The 17,948-nt window shown below is 33.0% G+C and carries 14 protein-coding genes; 7 read left to right on the forward strand and 7 right to left on the reverse strand.

Annotation, left to right across the window (positions count from 1 at the left end):
- Window positions 1-46 precede the first annotated feature (46 nt).
- Window positions 47-1,063, reverse strand: coding sequence for a tRNA (adenosine(37)-N6)-threonylcarbamoyltransferase complex transferase subunit TsaD (gene tsaD, locus N7277_RS06650; RefSeq protein WP_069799422.1), 1,017 nt, complete (start codon window positions 1,061-1,063; stop codon window positions 47-49).
- A 5-nt stretch (window positions 1,064-1,068) separates the two neighbouring features.
- Between tsaD and N7277_RS06655 the strand changes: the two genes are divergently transcribed.
- From N7277_RS06655 to ric, 5 genes are all read left to right on the forward strand, one after another.
- Window positions 1,069-5,841 carry a translocation/assembly module TamB domain-containing protein gene (locus N7277_RS06655; RefSeq protein WP_274778798.1) on the forward strand — a complete coding sequence of 1,591 codons (4,773 nt, stop codon included), beginning with the start codon at window positions 1,069-1,071 and terminating at the stop codon, window positions 5,839-5,841.
- A 134-nt stretch (window positions 5,842-5,975) separates the two neighbouring features.
- A complete protein-coding gene (locus tag N7277_RS06660) occupies window positions 5,976-6,446 on the forward strand; it encodes an Lrp/AsnC family transcriptional regulator (RefSeq protein ID WP_274778799.1) in 471 nt (156 codons plus the stop codon).
- A gap of 69 nt (window positions 6,447-6,515) precedes the next feature.
- Window positions 6,516-6,890 (forward strand): hypothetical protein, encoded by a 375-nt coding sequence (locus tag N7277_RS06665; protein WP_274778800.1) that lies wholly within the window; start codon window positions 6,516-6,518, stop codon window positions 6,888-6,890.
- A gap of 63 nt (window positions 6,891-6,953) precedes the next feature.
- Window positions 6,954-7,388, forward strand: coding sequence for an RrF2 family transcriptional regulator (locus N7277_RS06670; RefSeq protein WP_274778801.1), 435 nt, complete (start codon window positions 6,954-6,956; stop codon window positions 7,386-7,388).
- Between the two features lie 93 nt (window positions 7,389-7,481).
- Window positions 7,482-8,201 carry an iron-sulfur cluster repair di-iron protein gene (ric, locus tag N7277_RS06675; RefSeq protein WP_274778802.1) on the forward strand — a complete coding sequence of 240 codons (720 nt, stop codon included), beginning with the start codon at window positions 7,482-7,484 and terminating at the stop codon, window positions 8,199-8,201.
- A gap of 79 nt (window positions 8,202-8,280) precedes the next feature.
- On the opposite strand, the gene N7277_RS06680 is transcribed toward ric, so the two are convergent.
- The 6 genes from N7277_RS06680 to N7277_RS06705 form a co-directional block, all read right to left on the reverse strand.
- Entirely contained in the window at window positions 8,281-9,228 is a 948-nt protein-coding gene (locus N7277_RS06680; protein ID WP_104792343.1) for a transketolase family protein, read from the reverse strand.
- Window positions 9,229-9,248: 20 nt separating this feature from the next.
- Entirely contained in the window at window positions 9,249-10,100 is an 852-nt protein-coding gene (locus N7277_RS06685; RefSeq protein ID WP_274778803.1) for a transketolase, read from the reverse strand.
- 123 nt (window positions 10,101-10,223) lie between these two features.
- The gene (locus tag N7277_RS06690) at window positions 10,224-11,780 is read right to left on the reverse strand and encodes a sodium:solute symporter (protein WP_274778804.1); all 1,557 of its coding nucleotides are present in this window, start codon (window positions 11,778-11,780) and stop codon (window positions 10,224-10,226) included.
- A gap of 69 nt (window positions 11,781-11,849) precedes the next feature.
- A complete protein-coding gene (locus tag N7277_RS06695) occupies window positions 11,850-13,250 on the reverse strand; it encodes an MFS transporter (protein ID WP_274778805.1) in 1,401 nt (466 codons plus the stop codon).
- A 178-nt stretch (window positions 13,251-13,428) separates the two neighbouring features.
- Complete coding sequence (gene asnB, locus N7277_RS06700) at window positions 13,429-15,099, reverse strand: asparagine synthase B (RefSeq protein WP_274778806.1); 1,671 nt, start codon at window positions 15,097-15,099, stop codon at window positions 13,429-13,431.
- A gap of 246 nt (window positions 15,100-15,345) precedes the next feature.
- Window positions 15,346-16,548 (reverse strand): RsmB/NOP family class I SAM-dependent RNA methyltransferase, encoded by a 1,203-nt coding sequence (locus tag N7277_RS06705; protein ID WP_274778807.1) that lies wholly within the window; start codon window positions 16,546-16,548, stop codon window positions 15,346-15,348.
- Between the two features lie 243 nt (window positions 16,549-16,791).
- Here N7277_RS06705 and N7277_RS06710 point away from each other — a divergent pair, with 243 nt between their 5' ends.
- Both N7277_RS06710 and N7277_RS06715 read left to right on the forward strand, forming a co-directional pair.
- Window positions 16,792-17,535 carry a DUF3575 domain-containing protein gene (locus N7277_RS06710; RefSeq protein ID WP_274778808.1) on the forward strand — a complete coding sequence of 248 codons (744 nt, stop codon included), beginning with the start codon at window positions 16,792-16,794 and terminating at the stop codon, window positions 17,533-17,535.
- A gap of 24 nt (window positions 17,536-17,559) precedes the next feature.
- Window positions 17,560-17,892, forward strand: a complete 333-nt coding sequence (locus N7277_RS06715; protein WP_069799390.1) for a zinc ribbon domain-containing protein YjdM — start codon at window positions 17,560-17,562, stop codon at window positions 17,890-17,892.
- Window positions 17,893-17,948: the final 56 nt, after the last annotated feature.

Below are 17,948 nucleotides of genomic sequence, written 5' to 3' on the forward strand. Positions count from 1 at the left end.
GTGTTTTTTTAAAATTTCTATTTATACTTTTGTAATCTATTATTAATTACATATCATATCTTGCAGTTGCACTGGTTCTTAAATCTGTAAATTCTCCACGTTCGAATTTCAGTTTTGCCACCATGGCAATCATTGCTGCATTGTCTGTAGTGTATTCAAATTTTGGGATGTAAACGTTCCATCCTAATTTTTCTACATTATTCTGCATGGCTTCTCTCAAACCAGAATTTGCAGAAACGCCGCCTGCAATCGCTACTTCTTTCACATCGTAATCTTTGGCCGCTTTTTCTAATTTTTTCATCAGAACATCGATTATGGTTTTTTGAACAGAAGCACAAAGATTTTCTACATTTTCTTGAATGAAATTTGGGTTTTCTTTCAGTTGTTTTTGAAGAAAATATAAAACCGAAGTTTTAATTCCGCTGAATGAATAATCGTAGTTTTCGAGTTTAGGTTTTCCAAAAGTAAAAGCATCAGGATTTCCTAATTTAGCGAGTTTATCAATAATTGGACCTGCTGGATAATCAAGGCCCATGATTTTTCCGATTTTGTCAAAAGCTTCGCCAGCAGCATCGTCAATGGTTTTCCCGATGATTTCCATGTCGAAATAATCTTTTACCAAAACAATCATGGTATGTCCCCCAGAAACGGTAAGACAGAGAAATGGAAATTTGGGTGGCATCGGATTTGCATCTTCGATAAAATGGCAAAGAATATGCGCTTGAAGATGGTTAACTTCAATCAATGGAACATCTAAACTCATCGCCAAAGATTTGGCAAAAGACGTTCCTACAAGCAGAGAGCCTAAAAGTCCAGGTCCGCGAGTAAATCCTATGGCAGAAATATCTTTTTGTTGTATATTTGCTTTAGTGAAGGATTTTTCCACTACAGGAATAATGTTTTGTTGGTGGGCTCTAGAAGCCAATTCTGGAACTACGCCACCATATTCTTGGTGTACAGTTTGATTTGCTGCTATATTAGAAAGGATTTTATTTCCGTTAATAATGGCAGCAGAAGTATCATCACAAGAAGATTCTATTCCTAAAATAATTGGTTCATTCATAATTAATGGCAAATTTAGAAAATAATAACTCCGAAAACAACAAACCAATTTCAGAAAAAGTTGGTGAAAAAATAACTGATGTTGCAGATGGCGTAAAACACACTATAGAACATCCTGTAGAAGCAGCCAAAGAAACTGTAGCTCAGGCTGTGGAAGATGTGCAAAAGTTTTCTTGGTGGGCCAAATTGTTTCTTTGGTTTGCTGCAATTGCATCTTTTTTGATTCTTACTTTTTTAATCATTATCAATCTTCCTGCAACCAAGGATTATGCAGCCAGTAGAGCTTTAGGCTTTCTAGAGCAAGATTTTGGGGTGAAAATTTCAAAAGAAAAAGTAGAAGTGAATATTCTAGGAGATGTTATTATACATGGCCTAAGAATTAAAGACGATAGAAATAATGATTTAATCTATGCTAGGCAATTTAGAGCAGATTCTGACTGGTTATCTATCTTAAAAATTGGAAAATCCAGACAGCTTGATTTTTCTACATTGACGCTATCTGAAGCAGAGGTAAAAGTAGTGACTTATAAAGGAGATTCTATTGATAACTTTGACCGATTTATTACCAAATTTGATGACGGAAAGCCAAGAGATCCCAAAAAACCTCCTTTCAAGCTCAATTCTAGGGTAGTTATTTTAAATTCTAAAATTTCTATCATCAACCAAAATTATGAAGGTGATGCAGGAAAATGGTTGCAGGCAGAAAATGTAAATCTTATTGCGCCGCATCTAAACATAGCAGGACCAGATATTACCGCCAGAATTAATAATTTTAGTTTTAAGACAAAAAGATGGGGGAAAGTACACACTTTAGATACTTTTTCTACAGATTTTTCTATGTCTAAGGAATTTTTGAGTTTAAAGGATTTAACACTTTATACCGATCATTCGCTTTTACAAGGTGACCTTACTTTTCATTTAGATAAAGAAACCAAGTGGCAAGATTTTAATAATAAAGTAGTTTGGGAAATGAAAATGAAGCGCGGAAGTGCTGTTTCAGGCTATGATATTTCCTATTTTGCTACCAAATGGGATAATTATACCGCCATCAATCTTTCGGGAGAGATGAATGGACCGCTGAATAATTTCAGACTCAATGATTTCCTTTTATCAGGAGAAAATGTAAATATTTATACGCCGAATACTAAGTTTAGAAATTTATTGAATGGGAATTTCAATATTGTAACCAATAATATTTCTACCAATTTTACTTATCCTGCTCTTCGAGCGATGGTTCCGAGTTTTGTTGCAGGAAAAATGAAAAACTTTGCAGACCCTTTCGGAAGAATTCAGTACAAAGGAGCGGTAGATGTTACGCCAAAAAGAGTTATTGCCAAAGGAAATGCCATTACAACTATTGGTAGGGCTACTGCAGATATTGTTTTGTCTGATATTGACCAGCAAAATCCTCGATATGTTGGAGTTTTAGATGTAAATGATTTTAATACTTCTGCGATTACTAAAAACAATGCGGTTGGTTTAATTTCTGGGAGATTTGATGTAGATGGAAGAGGTTTTGATGTCAATACTCTGACTTTAAGAACCAAATCTAATATTTCTAAAATTGATATCACAGGAAAAACGATTAATAATCTATATCTAGACGGAACTCTTGATAAAAAACAATATAACGGTATCATCACCATCAATGATGAAGAAGCAAAAGGAAAAATAATTGGAAAAATAGACTTTTCTACGCCAAGATTTTTTGCTGATATCAAAGGAAATATAGATTATCTTAATTTAAGTTATTTCGGAGTTCAAGGTAACGGGAAATCAGTTTTTAGTGGAAATGTAGAAGGTAAATTAGCATTCAAAGATTTGAATGATATGAATCTAGATGCGCAAATGAACAATGTAATTTTCTATGCAGGAGATCAAAAAATAGACGTTCCGAATGGTAGCGTAAAAGCCTACTTCGAAAATGGCAATAGAATTGTAAATGCAGACATTCCGAATGTGGTAAAAGGAAACATTTCTGGAAAATATAATTTGGGAGATTTAGGAAATATGCTCCAAAATGGGTTTGATAAAATTTTGGTCGGAAATCCACAAAGAAGATTGTACAAAGGTCAACAGTTTACTTATAATTTTGATGTGAGTCAAAAATTGGTGAATTATTTTGAACCGAATTTAAAAATTCCAGAAGGTGCTAAAATTGACGGTTCATATGACGGAAACACCAATGATTTAGTTCTGAACCTTAATTCGTCTTCGCTGAAATATATTTTAACTAAAAAACAAGAGATTTCTCAAGCAGACAGACTTTTGGCACAAGCAAATCCAGAATATAAATTAGACGAAAACAAGGTGACTAAAGATTCTGCGATGATTAATAATGTCATCATCAGAATCAATACGGCAAATCCTTCTGAGCAGATATTTGCCAATATTGGCAGGGTAGAATATAGCAAAAATGTATTGAGAGACGTTACGCTTACTGGTAGAAACGAGAATAATACATTGCTTCATTTGGCCGCGAATTTCAAACATGGAACACTACAAGATGAAGAAAATGAATCCATGAAATCTTATGTCATAAACATTAACCAGGGCGTAGATCTCAATGGTGATTATGTTATAAAATTTGAGCCAACAGAACTGAAATTGAACAATTTTATTTGGAATGTAGATACCTCACCAGAACTCAATCATAGTATAACTTATCGAAAAAAAACAGGTGATTTCCTCATCAACAATCTTCGATTGTATTCTGATGAAAGCGAATTGTTTGTTAAGGAATCGACTTATAAAGATGCTAAAGATTTCACAGCAAATATAGATGTGAAAAATGTGGAAATTTCTAAAATCTTAGATTTATTGCCAAGTCAAAAAGGAAACCTTGATCTAAAAGGAATTGCCAATGGAAACATACAGTTGAAAATGAGCAAAACCAGCTTTGAACCTTTGATTGATTTAGAGATTAAAGACATTTTCTTGAGCGGAAAAAAAGTGGGAGATATGGTGATATCTGCTGATAATAGTGATCAACTTAATGTTTTTGATATCAATGCGAAAATTCTTTCTTCAGAATTTTTAGGAAAAAATCAATTAGAGGTTAAAGGAACGGTAGATAATAATACTGCTTCTCCTACCTTGGATTTGACCGCAGATTTACAAGAATTTAATCTAGGTTTTGTTCAGGCTTTTGTAACCAATATTTTCTCTAATTTCCGTGGAAAAGCAACTGGAGTAGTTGCGATTAATGGTCCGTTAAACGACATTAATTACGGTGGAGATATTGCTTTAAAGGATTTTGGTCTGAAAGTGAATTTTAACGGAGTAGATTATACCTTTGCAGATGCCACTGTCTTGTTACAAAACGGAAACATCTTAGTTACAGAACCCGTAAAAATTAAAGATGGCAGAAATAATTCTTCTGGAACGCTTTCATTGGCACAAATTAATTTAAGCAATCTTTCTAACATCGGAGCCAACGTCTTAATTACTTCTGATAACTTGATGCTTTTGGATACCAAACAAAGCGATTTTGATTTATTCTGGGGTAAAATTTATGGAAAAGGAGACTTATTCGTAGGATTTGATAACGGAAAACTCAGTATTACTGCTGGTAAAGATACACCTACAGATTCAGAAGCTTTCCAAATTTTGAATAACAGCATATTCACTTTAAATAGTAACACTACCTCTTCTGTAGATGAGTTTAAAATGCTGAGATTTTTGAAAGAAGATAAAACAGGTGTGGTAAGTATAGATGAAGGCACTAGAAAAGGAGTTAATATGGATATAAACATTCTTTTGAGTGTTAATAAAGGTTCTACTGTAAGTGTTTTGGTGGGAGATGATATCGGTGATATTGTAGTAAGGGGTAATTCGGATAAATTAAAATTTGTAATGAAACCAAACGGTAGAATTTCTCTAGACGGTACGTATTCAGTAGATAATGGGACCTATATCTCTAAGGCTATTCTAGAAAAGACCTTCCAAATTGATAAATTTAGTAGCATCTCATGGGATGGAGACCCATTTAATCCAGCCTTGAATATTACCGCAAATTATTTTAGAACAGTATCTAATGCCACAGAATATTTAGGCGTAGGTAATTTGCCGCCGATTAATGTGATGCTCCAAACGAAAATTACACAAAACCTCAAAAACCCAAAAATTGAGTTTGATGTACAGGCACCAGATGTTTCTTCTCAGGTAAAAGAAGCATTGACGGTAAGAATGAGTAATAATGACGAAAAAACCTTGCAGTTTGGTTCTGTACTGCTTCTTAATAATTTTAATACTTCTAGTACAGGTGGATTTGGAAATATCAATATCGGGAATGTAGGTTCTGATTTGGGGTATAATTTGGTTTTAAAGCAATTAGGTAACGTAATCAATACGATTAGTGAACAGTTTCAAATAGACCTTAATTATATTAAAGGAGATCAAGCTTCTAATACTGTAGATAGAGCTAATATTGGTGGTAATTTTATTCTTTCCCCAAGAGTGACCTTGAAAACAGGTTTTGGTATTCCTGTGGCTAAAACGGATAATATGTCTGGGAATTATCTTTCTGGTGAAGGGATTATAGAATATGATGTTTCTAAGAAAAATGATGGTTCATTAATCCTTAGAGCTTATTCTAAACCATCTAACTTAGGTCTAGGAAACACATTTACTTCTACTGCAAACCAAACTTATGGAGCAGGGGTGGTGTATAGTAAAAGCTTTAATAATCTTTTCAAAAAGAAAAATAAATCTAAAGATTCATTAAAAAATTCTAACAAAAATAAACCCGAAACTATTAAAATTGATTCTACTAAGTGATAGATTTTTAGAAATTTTGTGATAAAAATCAATGTTTTTTTATCAAAATAATATTTTATATTCTCGATTAAATTTCATAAATTTGCAAAAATATATAGCAATTTTTATAAATTTAATAATCTAAAAATACTGGTATGAATTATCAATTAGATGAAATAGACAAAAAAATCTTAGATTTTTTAGTTGAAAATACAAGAATGCCTTTCACTGAAATCGCTAAACAGATGGATGTGTCTGCGGGTACTATTCACGTAAGAGTAAAGAAAATGGAAGATGCTGGGATTATCCTAGGTTCTTCTCTAAATATAGATTATGGTAAATTAGATTATCATTTTACTGCATTTATTGGAATTTTATTAACCAAATCAAACAGAACTCAAGAAGTTCTTAAAGAATTAGCGTCTATTCCAAATGTGGTAGAAGCTAGCGTAATTTCTGGAAAATATAACATCTTCTGCAAAGTAAGAGCTAAAAATACTGAAGATGCTAAAAGAATTATTTATCAAATAGATGATATTCAGGATGTTATGAGAACTGAATCTATGATTTCTATGGAAGAATATCTAAGTGATAAAAATAGATTAATTAATGCTATTTCTGTATAATAATTTATTATTTTCGCAAAGTATAAAGCTTTTGAATTTTCAAAAGCTTTTTTTATAAATTTAAAAAGAATGGAAGATAACTATTTTGATAAAAATCCTCAAAAAACCACTTTTTTTTATGTTGCCATTTTCTTCTTGGTAGCATTATCTTTTTTAGGAATAGGAGTAGATCTTACAGAGTATTCTCAGAGAACAGACATTAACATTCCAGTTTGGTACTTTTATATGATTTTTACCATAGATGCTATTGGTCTTTTATCAATAGTAGGAATTTATTTTTATAGAAAAATAGGGGTATTCTTATTCCCAATAGCAATTTTGCTACATTTTTTCATGCATGAATTTTATCTTTCTACTATGCTTTATTCTGATTTATTTACTTTATTCTCTTATGTGGCGTTAGGACTATTAGCAATCATACCAAAATGGAATTTTTTCAAATAAGATAAAAAAATCCGAATAAATTACTTAACTTTGATGAAGTAATGATGATTAAAATGAATAAAAATGTTTTCTAAAGCTTGTGAATACGCTATAAAATCTGTGATTTTCATAGCACAAGAAGCTCTTGCTGGTAAAAAAACCAATGTAAAACAAATCGCTGAAGCTACGAATGCTCCAGAAGCTTTTGTTGCAAAAATTTTACAACCTCTTTCTAAAAAGGGAATATTGACGTCTAATAAAGGAAAACAAGGTGGTTTTTCGGTAGAATTAGACAAGATTGATAAGATTAAACTCATAGAAATCGTACTCGCTACAGATGGACCAGATATTTTAACAAGGTGTGCATTTGGTTTAGAAAAATGTACTTCAGAGAAACCGTGCCCTTTTCATGATAAATTCAAAGGAATAAGGGAAGAGTTAAGAGATTCTCTCAGTGAGATATCAGTCTATGATATGGCGCTTAAAACAGAACAAGGTATAGCCTTCTTAAAGAACTAGAGATAGTTCTTTTTTTATTTCTTAAATTTAATTCGGATAAATTTGTCCTGTTAAGATATTTTTGTAATTTTGTCTTGTCAAAAAAGAAAAGTTATGGAAATAAAAGACAAAACAATAGGCGGAATAGTAGCCGAAGATTTCAGAACAGCTGCTGTATTTAAAAAATACGGAATCGATTTTTGTTGCAAAGGAAATAGAAGTATAGAAGAAGTTTGTGCAGTGAAAAAGAAAAATCCAGAAGATATTTATGCAGATTTAGAAAGAGTAACGCAAAATGCAACTCAGAACATCGATTTTAAAACTTGGGATTTAGATTTATTATCAGATTATATCGAGAAAACGCACCACCGTTATGTAGAAGAAAAAACCATTTACTTGCTTCAGTTTTTAGATAAATTAAGAAGAGTAAAAGGCGATAGATATCCAGAGTTAATCGAGGTTCACGAATTGTTTAAACAATCTGCCGAAGATTTAGGTGCTCACATGAAAAAAGAAGAATTGGTGTTATTCCCATTCATTAGAAACATGGTAGAAGCAAAAAGAAGAGGCGTAGAATTGCCAAAAGCACATTTTGGCGCAGTAGAAAATCCAATTGAGATGATGAAGCATGAACATGAAAATGAAGGAGATCGTTTCGAAAAAATTGCCCAACTTTTAAATCAATATATACCACCTGCAGATGCATGTAATACGCATCAGGTTACTTATAAGATGCTTCAGGAATTCGAAGAAAATTTACATACTCATATCCATTTAGAGAATAATATTCTGTTTCCAAAAGCAATTGAGTTGCAAAAAGAATTGCAAAATTAAATTCACTTTAATTGTTTTTTTCAAAAAATAACCCTAGAATTTTTCTCTAGGGTTATTTTATATGGTATGATAAGTTAAATTATCTTGCTAAAACTCTTTTTACCGCTTTTACTACAGCTTCTGCATCTATTTCGTATTTGTGCATTAATTCTGCTGGAGTTCCACTTTCTCCGAAAGTATCATTTACGGCAACAAACTCTTGTGGAGTTGGTCTTTTTCTAGATAACATTCCTGCTACAGATTCACCTAAACCACCTAAGTAATTGTGCTCTTCTGCGGTAACAATTTTACCTGTTTTTTCTACAGATTTTAGAATAATTTCTTCATCTAAAGGTTTGATGGTGTGAATGTTAATCACTTCACAAGAAATACCTTCTTTTTCTAATTCTTCCGCAGCAAGAAGAGATTCCCAAACTAAGTGTCCAGTTGCTACAATCGTAACATCTTTTCCTTCTTGTAGTAAAATTCCTTTACCAATTTCGAAAGGCATATCTTCTGGAATGAAAACAGGAACTACAGGTCTACCAAATCTTAAATAAACAGGGCCTTCATATTCTGCAGCAGCTAGAGTAGCTTGTTTGGTTTGGTTATAGTCACAAGGATTGATTACGACCATTCCTGGTAACATTTTCATTTGACCGATATCTTCTAAAACTTGGTGAGTAGCACCATCTTCTCCTAAAGTTAAACCAGCGTGAGAAGCTGCGATTTTCACATTTTTATTAGAATAAGCGATAGATTGACGAACTTGGTCTAAAACTCTAGAAGTAGCAAAGTTAGCAAAAGTTCCTGCGAAAGGAATTTTACCAGCAGTAGCTAGACCAGCAGCAATACCCATCATATTTGCTTCTGCAATACCTGTTTGTACAAATCTTTCTGGAGCTTTTTCTATGAATTTCTCCATTTTTAGAGAACCGATTAAGTCTGCACAAAGTGCTACTACATTTGGATTTTTGTCTGCTAACTCAGCTAAACCTGCTCCAAAACCGCTTCTTGTATCTTTTTTTTCTGTGTATGTAAATTTCATGTGTATTAAATTTAGAAGAATTAATAATCTGCTTCGGTTTCTACATAAAGTTGAGAAAGTGCACTTTCTAACTGTGTATCATTCGGAGCTTTTCCGTGCCAAGCATGAGATCCCATCATAAAATCTACACCTTGTCCCATTTCTGTATGAAGAATGATGGCAACTGGTTTTCCGTTTCCTGTTTTAGATTTTGCATGTTCTAAAACTGCAATTACTGCTTCTAAATCGTTTCCGTTTTTCTCTTCTAAAACTTCCCAACCGAAAGCTCTTAATTTAGCGTTTAAATCTCCTAAAGATAATACATCATCTGTATCACCGTCGATTTGTCTTCCGTTATAATCTATTGTAGAAATTAGGTTGTCTACTTTTTTAGCTGCAGCAAACATTAATGCTTCCCAGATTTGTCCTTCTTGTAATTCTCCGTCTCCATGAAGGGTATATACTAAAGATGAATCTCCATCTAATTTTTTAGCTAAAGCTACCCCTATTCCTACAGATAAACCTTGACCAAGAGAGCCAGAACTCATTCTGATGCCTTCTAAATGTTCGTGTGTCGTAGGGTGTCCTTGCAATCTAGAATTTAATTTTCTAAAAGTAGAAAGTTCAGAAATTGGGAAAAATCCGTTTCTTGCTAATGTAGAATAGAAAACGGGAGAAATGTGACCGTTAGAAAGGTAGAAATGATCTTCGCCTTTTCCTTCCATAGAGAAAGGGAGTTTGTAGTTCATTACTTTGCCATAAAGTGCAGTAAAGTACTCTACACAGCCAAGACTACCTCCTGGGTGTCCTGAATTTACGGCGTGAACCATTCTTAAAATGTCTCTTCTGATTTGTGTTGTCTGAGCTTTTAACTCTTCAATAGATTTACTCATGATTTAAAAAATAAGTTTTGCAAATTTACTAAAATTAAGGGGCATGTAAGAACTAAAAATGAAAAGATTTCTTACTTTTTGAAATAAAAAAATTCGGCAATGATTTACCGAATTTTTTAAAATTTATTTCTTTCTCACTAACCATAGTCCTATAAAGGTGAGAAGTCCGTTTAGAATAATCAGTTCTACTCCAATTTTATAGTCACTGAAATTACTTACCACATAATTAATTAGATAAGTGAAAATTGGTGCGAGTATGGTTACTGATAGAATTGCATATTTTTTAGAAATCGTGTGCTTCGTAAAAATACCGAAAGCAAATAAGCCTAAAAGTGGACCATAAGTATAACCCGCTACTTCCATGATGAGGTAAACGATAGATTTATCATCAATCCATTTGAAAATCATAATGAGAAGGAAGAATACTACAGTGAAAATTAAGTGAATTTTCATTCTCAATGTTTTCTTTTGTTTTTCGGCTCTGGTAGTATCTTCGTTTAAGTTTAATAAATCTACACAGTAAGAACTCGTAACTGCGGTTAAAGCACCATCAGCAGACGGGAAAAGAGCAGAAGTAAGCCCGATAATGAAAATAACAGAAATAAACATAGGAAAATAACCTTGCAGAGAAAGTGCTGGGAATAAATCGTCTCCCATAATATTGTTAATATTTCCCGCAGCGTCTTTAAACCCAAAAATATTGGTAATATTTTCTTTACCATTGACTACATCTACCAATTGCGAGTATTCTGCGCCGTTTTGCATCGCAAAAAGATAAAGTAAACCTCCTAAAAACAAAAATGCCAAGTTTACTAGCAACAGCGTTCCAGCAAAAGTGAGCATGTTCTTTTTAGAATTCTTAAGGTTATCTACAGAAATATTTTTTTGCATCATTTCTTGGTCTAGGCCAGTCATGGCAATGGTAATAAACATTCCGCCTAGAATTGTTTTTAAGAAAAATGTTTTAGAATTAATATCAGTATTAATGAAATGGGTGTAGTCTTTATCTGCCAAAATGTTGAAGGCTTCAGGAGTAGAAAGATTAAGATTTGATAAAATATAAATAATACAGGCAACTAGGCTGATAATCATAAATGAAGTTTGTAATGTATCTGTAATAACAATGGTCTTTACACCGCCTTCATAGGTGTAGAGCAGTACCATTAAAAGTATTACTGCTGCAGTAACCCAAAATGGGACACCAAGATTTTCTAATAAAAATAATTGCAAAACATTAACCACTAAATATAATCTTGCAGTGGCACCAATAGCTCTAGAAATGATGAAGAATAAAGAACCAATTTTGTGAGCTTCTACATTAAATCTTTTTCCTAAATAGGTGTAGATAGAAGTAAGATTCATCTTGTAATAAAGAGGAAGCAAAATAGCGGCAACAATGAAATATCCGATGAAAAAACCAATCACCATCATGTAATATTCAAATCCGCCAAAAGGATAATTACCGGCAGTCATTTTACCTACGGTTCCCGGAACAGAAATAAAAGTTACACCGCTTAAACTAGTGCCAATCATTCCAAAAGCAACGAGCCACCATTTACTTTTTTTGTTCCCGATGAAAAAAGATTGATTGTCTGAATTTCTACTAGTGAAATAAGAAATTACGAGAAGTCCTACAAAATATACAAATACAAAAATTAGCAACACCTTTGCTGAATCCATTCTTATAAAATTTAAGTTGAGCAAATATAGTTTTTTTAGCGTTTTCAGAAAGTTATTTCAGGGAAAGTTTTAAGACTTCATGTTTTCTCCGTCTCTAAAATGTAGTCTTCTAAAGACAAAACCAGATAAAATAGTGAGAATTCCCATGACTAAAAAAGTATATCGAAATGCATTGTGAATATTTCCTTTGATAAGCTGCGTATCTCCTTCGAAAAGTTTTAAAATGATTAAGCCAAATGCAATTCCAAACCCAATAGCAATTTGTTGGTTTACAGAGATTAAGGAGTTTCCACTGCTCGTGTGACTGTCTCGTAAATCCGAAATGGAGATGGTATTCATAGAGGTAAATTGAATAGAATTAAAAAATCCTAAAACCAAAATTAAAGGAATGAACCAATAAATAGGAGCGTTAATTCCTGGGATTGCCATTAAACAGATAAGTGTTCCGATGAGAAAAGTATTGAACATCAGAGTTTTTCGATAGCCAAAACGATTCAGGATTTTAATAACGGCAGATTTTCCAAACATGGCGGTAATAGCCATAGGAGCTACAATCCATCCAGAAACTACTCCAGATTGTCCATAAGCAATTTGTATCATCAAAGGAATCAATAGCGGAATAGAGCTAATGCCTAATCTCGTAGCTAGGTTTCCTAAAAATCCTACTCTGAAGGTTCTTACCATGAATAATTCTAAAGGAAAAATAGGGTTATCTTGTTTTTTGGCATGTCTATAATAAAGGTAAATAAAAATAAAACCCATTAAAAATACCAATAGAACAGGGGTTATATTTTTAGCATTACCCATCCATTCTAAAGAGATGGAAAGTAATAAAGATGCTGCGGCAAAGAAAAGAAAACCTTTGAAATCAAAATCTATGATTTCTGAAAAATAATCAGGCATATATTTTATGCTAAGCACTACACCTAAAATCCCAATAGGAATATTCATTAAAAATATCCAATGCCAAGAAAGATAATCTACCATATACCCTCCAATTAATGGGCCGAGAACAGGGCCAATAAGTGCTGGAACTATTGCAAAATTCAATGCTTTTAGGAGTTCGCTTTTATCAAAAGTTTTAATAAGGGCGAGTTTGCCAACTGGCGTCATCAAGCTTCCTCCAATTCCTTGAATGACTCTTGATATTACTAAAAATGTTAAGTTTGGGGAAAGTGAACATAGCAGAGAGCCTAAACTGAATAGGATTAATGAAATGATAAATATTTTTTTCGTTCCAAATTTATCTGCCAGAAAACCACTAACAGGCATGAATAAAGCTAATGTTAAAACATAACTGATAATGGCATTTTGCATATTTAGCGGTGATTCGTTTAAATCTTTTGCAATAGATGGTAGAGAGGTGTTGAGAATAGTAGAATCCAACATCTGCATAAAAATAGCAGTAGCCAATATTAATGGAAGAATTTTTTTAGTGGTTTCTATATTTTCAATCTGGGATGGTTTCATTTCATCAAATTTACAAAAAATAAAACCTCTAAAATGTTAAGTTTTGATAGTTTATACTAATCGTTTTTGTTGTTTTGAACAATGAAAGCTTTAACAAAGTTTTTTGGTTTCAAATTAAAAAGCCTGCCCAAATTTTTTGGACAGACTTCTCTTCATATCAAATTTCAAATAACAATTTCTAATAAGAATCTTCATGAACGGAAATCACGGCTCTTCCGCTCGGATCATTCATTTTTTTGAAAGCTTCGTCCCATTCCAAAGCAATTGGCGTAGAACAAGCTACCGAAGGTACAGATGGAACGGTTAAAGCTGCTGTTTCACTTGGGAAATGCTCTTCAAAAATTGTTCTGTATCTGTATTCTTCTTTATTTTGTGGGGTGTTTTGAGGAAAACGGAATTTTGCATTCGCCATCATTTCATCAGTCACTTCTTTTTCGGCAACTTCCTTTAAAGAGTCAATCCAGCTATAACCAACTCCGTCAGAAAACTGCTCTTTTTGTCTCCAGGCAATCGATTCTGGTAATAAATCTTCAAAAGCTTTTCTCAATAACCATTTTTCAATTTTTGGTTCGTGAGCAGTAACCATTTTATCCGCAGGATTTACGGTCATGGCAACATCCATAAATTCTTTATCCAAGAAAGGAACTCTTCCTTCAATTCCCCAACTCATTAATGCTTTGTTGGCTCTCAAACAGTCGTATAAGTGTAATTTCCCTAGTTTTCTTACCGTTTCATCATGGAATTCTTTAGCATTTGGAGCTTTGTGGAAATATAAATATCCACCAAAAAGTTCATCGCTTCCTTCACCAGAAAGTACCATTTTAATTCCCATTGATTTAATGACTCTCGCTATTAAATACATCGGGGTAGAAGCACGAACTGTTGTTACATCATACGTTTCGAGGTGATAAATCACATCACGAACGGCATCTAAACCTTCTTGAACGGTGAAATGAATTTCGTGGTGAACAGAGCCTATATGTTCTGCAGCTTTTTGAGCGGCAGCTAAATCTGGAGAGCCTTCTAATCCTACTGCAAAACTGTGCAATCTTGGGTACCAAGCTTCCTGTTCGTCTCCACTTTCAATACGTTTTTTAGCATATTTTGCCGCAATTGCCGAAATAATAGAGGAATCAAGACCTCCAGAAAGTAAAACTCCATAAGGAACATCACTCATCATTTGTCTGTGTACTGCATCTTCTAAATCTTTTCTAATGGCTGCAATACTGGTTGCGTTGTCTTTTACATTTTCAAAATCTTCCCAGTCTCTTTTGTACCATTGTTGAAGTTCTTGACCGTCTTTGCTGTATACAAAATGCCCTGGTAAAAAAGTTTCTATTTTATTGCAAACGCCTTCTAAAGCTTTCAGTTCAGAAGCTACAAAATAGTTTCCGTGTTTGTCCCAACCTTGATAAAGCGGACAAATCCCCATGTGATCTCTTGCGATTAAATAAATGTCGTTTTCAATGTCATAAAGTGAAAATGCAAAAATTCCGTTAAGTTTTTCAATAAAATCCTTACCGTATTTTCTATAAAGTGCCAAGATAACTTCACAATCAGACTGAGTAAGAAATTCATAATCAGGGAATTCTTTTCTGAGTTCTTGGTGGTTGTAGATTTCGCCATTTACGGCAAGCACTACTTTTCCATCTTTGGTAAATAAAGGTTGCTTCCCAGAAGTTGGGTCTACAATCGCTAATCTTTCGTGAGAGAAAACTGTTTTTTCTGATTGGAAAATACCGCTCCAATCTGGACCGCGGTGTCTAATTTTTTTAGACATTTCTAATATCTGAGGACGCAGGGCGTCTGTTTTTAGTTTCGCATCAAACAAGCATACAATTCCGCACATATCTTATATAAATATTTTAAAAGTTGATTAAATGTTTACATTTCGTATGCAAAAATAGATTTAAAGTTTATAAATAAAAATAAAATATTAAAATTAGTTAATAATTTAAACTAATAAATTTTATTTTAGAAAAATTTTAATTTAAACAATTGTTTTGAAACAAGGATGCGAATTTTTTTAAGTTGAAAAAACAAAAAAAGCAACCTTAGATAAAGGTTGCTTTAGAAACTATATTTTGAAATTTATTTAAACTCTTTCAATCAGCGCCATATAAAATCCGTCAAAACCCGTACTTGGCATTACTTTTTCTTCTTTCACTAATTTAAAATCAGGGTTGTTTTTCAAGAAATTTTCTACCTGTTCATTGTTTTCACTTGGTAAGATAGAACAAGTGGCGTAAACCATTTTACCACCTTTTTTAATGATTTTAGAATAATCTTGAAGAATGGTTTCTTGCTCTTTTCTAATTCTATCGATGAAATCTTGGTCTATTTTCCATTTAGAATCTGGGTTTCTTTTTAAAACGCCTAAACCAGAACACGGTGCGTCTATCAAAAGTCTGTCTGCCTTTTCGTGCAGTCTTTTGATGACTTTATTATCTGTAATTTCTCTGGTTTCTATATTATGAGCTCCCGCTCTTTTTGCTCTTCGTTTCAGTTCGGCTAATTTCCAACCGTGAATATCCATAGCAATAATTTGCCCTTTGTTTTCCATCAAAGCAGCCAGGTGAAGCGTTTTTCCGCCAGCTCCAGCACAAGCATCTACTACACGCATTCCGGGTTTTACGTCTAGAAATTCTCCAATTTTTTGCGAACCAGCATCTTGTACTTCGAAAAAGCCATCTTTAAAAGCTGAAGTTAAGAATACATTTTTCTTTTCTTCTAATTGAACAGCATTTTCGAAGCCTGGAACTTGAAAACTTTCTACATTTTCGTGTTTTAGTTCTTCAATTAAGTGTTTTGTTGAGGTTTTCAAAGAATTAGCACGCAATATAGTTGGCGCTTGTTCATTGAGTGCAATCATTTCTTTTTCCCAGTTTTCACCGAGTTCTTTTTCTAAAGTTTCTACCAACCAATCTGGGATAGAATGTTCAAAAGCTTTAGTAGGAACGGTTCCTTTCTTCAATTTGGTAATAATGTCTGCAACTTTAATTCCTTGAAATTCTTCAAATTTTTTATATTCAGTTTCGCTCCAAAGCAAATAAGCTAGGATGAGCTTATATATATTTCCAGGTTTTGCGCCTTCACCAATGTAATATTCTAGGCGTTTTTTCCAACGGATAATGTTGTAGAAAATTTCAGAAACTACCTTTCTGTCGTCGCTTCCCCATTTTTTATGAGCCTTCAAAAGTCTTTCTATAACTTTATCTGCGTATTTATTTTTTTCGAAAAAAGTTTCTTGTAGTGCATCGTGAATACCGATGAGTAGATTTCTGTGAATAAGTTGCATAGAGATTATTGAATTATGAATTTTAGATTTTATTTCTAAAATTTTTGCAAAAATACGGAATTATTTGATGATTTCAATTTTGGATATTTTTTACTTTTAGAGTGAATTGTTGTTTGTTTTTGTTGTTTAATGATTTAAAAAGTGTTTTTTTTATGTTAATAAATTGTAAAATAGTTAAAAAAAGTAAAAAATGACTCTTTTTATTATAGATAAAAAAATTATATTTGCCGAAAATCAAAATAAATGAGAAAACTACTATTTGGAACATTATTTTTACTGAGTTTAGGAATGAATGCTCAGGAAAATGACACACAAAGAAAAAACATCATCAAAACCAACGTTACTGCTTTTGCATTTAAAAATTTTCAATTGAATTATGAAAGAGTTTTTACAAAAACGTTTTCATTATCTGTAAGTTATGGTATGATACCAGAAGGTAAGTTACCATTTTCTTCATTATTTTCTAGTGATACAGACGCAAACCTAGAAGAAATACAATTGGGAGGAAGTAATGCAACAGTAGAAACCAGATTTTATTTAGGGAAAAAAGGATATGGTCAAGGTTTTTATTTAGCTCCATATTATAGATATTCTACCTTCAAAGTTTCTAATTTTACTGAAACCATAGATATGGAAGCCAATGGAGTAGTATATGATACTGTAGATGTAACTTTCAAAGGGAATTCTACAGCTCACAGTGCTGGTTTATTAATCGGTGCGCAATGGTTTTTAGGCAAAAAAGATAATTTTGTTTTGGATGCATGGTTTTTAGGTGCGCATTATGGTGCTTCTACAGGTGAATTAGATGGTATTACTGATAGAGTGTTATCTTCAACCGAGCAACAGCAAGTTCAGCAAGAGCTGGATAATCTAGATATCCCAGTAGTAAAATACAAAGCTACTGTAAATGCAAACGGTGCTAATCTAAAAGTAGATGGACCTTGGGCTGGTTTAAGAGCGGGGATTTCTTTAGGTTACAGATTTTAAAGTATCTTTGCAAAAAATTAAAAAATGAGTGAATTAATGCCTTGCCCAAAATGTGGCAGCGAATTTACCTACGAACAAGACAATCTTTTGGTTTGCAGCCAATGTTTCCATGAGTTTGATCCTGCAGAAGTAGGTGCAGAAGATAAAATTTTCGATAGCAACGGAAATGAATTGCAAAATGGTGATTCTGTGGTAGTTATTAAAGATCTACCTGTAAAAGGGGCGCCGAAACCTGTAAAAGCAGGAACTAAGGTGAAAAATATTAGATTAAGACCAGGTTCTGATCATAATATAGATTGTAAAATAGATGGTTTCGGAGCAATGGCATTAAAGTCTGAATTCGTTAAGAAAGCTTAATATTTTAAATGCGAAGATGAAAATCAGAGATTTTCATTATAAATGCAATAATTTTA

This window comes from Cloacibacterium sp. TD35, from assembly GCF_028864635.1.
Taxonomy (GTDB): Bacteria; Bacteroidota; Bacteroidia; order Flavobacteriales; family Weeksellaceae; genus Cloacibacterium.

Bases quoted from the DNA above. Each gene is read 5' to 3' on its own strand.
- tsaD (WP_069799422.1), bottom strand. From the start codon at position 1,063: ATGAATGAACCAATTATTTTAGGAATAGAATCTTCTTGTGATGATACT.
- N7277_RS06655 (WP_274778798.1), top strand. From the start codon at position 1,069: ATGGCAAATTTAGAAAATAATAACTCCGAAAACAACAAACCAATTTCA.
- N7277_RS06660 (WP_274778799.1), top strand. From the start codon at position 5,976: ATGAATTATCAATTAGATGAAATAGACAAAAAAATCTTAGATTTTTTA.
- N7277_RS06665 (WP_274778800.1), top strand. From the start codon at position 6,516: ATGGAAGATAACTATTTTGATAAAAATCCTCAAAAAACCACTTTTTTT.
- N7277_RS06670 (WP_274778801.1), top strand. From the start codon at position 6,954: ATGTTTTCTAAAGCTTGTGAATACGCTATAAAATCTGTGATTTTCATA.
- ric (WP_274778802.1), top strand. From the start codon at position 7,482: ATGGAAATAAAAGACAAAACAATAGGCGGAATAGTAGCCGAAGATTTC.
- N7277_RS06680 (WP_104792343.1), bottom strand. From the start codon at position 9,228: ATGAAATTTACATACACAGAAAAAAAAGATACAAGAAGCGGTTTTGGA.
- N7277_RS06685 (WP_274778803.1), bottom strand. From the start codon at position 10,100: ATGAGTAAATCTATTGAAGAGTTAAAAGCTCAGACAACACAAATCAGA.
- N7277_RS06690 (WP_274778804.1), bottom strand. From the start codon at position 11,780: ATGGATTCAGCAAAGGTGTTGCTAATTTTTGTATTTGTATATTTTGTA.
- N7277_RS06695 (WP_274778805.1), bottom strand. From the start codon at position 13,250: ATGAAACCATCCCAGATTGAAAATATAGAAACCACTAAAAAAATTCTT.
- asnB (WP_274778806.1), bottom strand. From the start codon at position 15,099: ATGTGCGGAATTGTATGCTTGTTTGATGCGAAACTAAAAACAGACGCC.
- N7277_RS06705 (WP_274778807.1), bottom strand. From the start codon at position 16,548: ATGCAACTTATTCACAGAAATCTACTCATCGGTATTCACGATGCACTA.
- N7277_RS06710 (WP_274778808.1), top strand. From the start codon at position 16,792: ATGAGAAAACTACTATTTGGAACATTATTTTTACTGAGTTTAGGAATG.
- N7277_RS06715 (WP_069799390.1), top strand. From the start codon at position 17,560: ATGAGTGAATTAATGCCTTGCCCAAAATGTGGCAGCGAATTTACCTAC.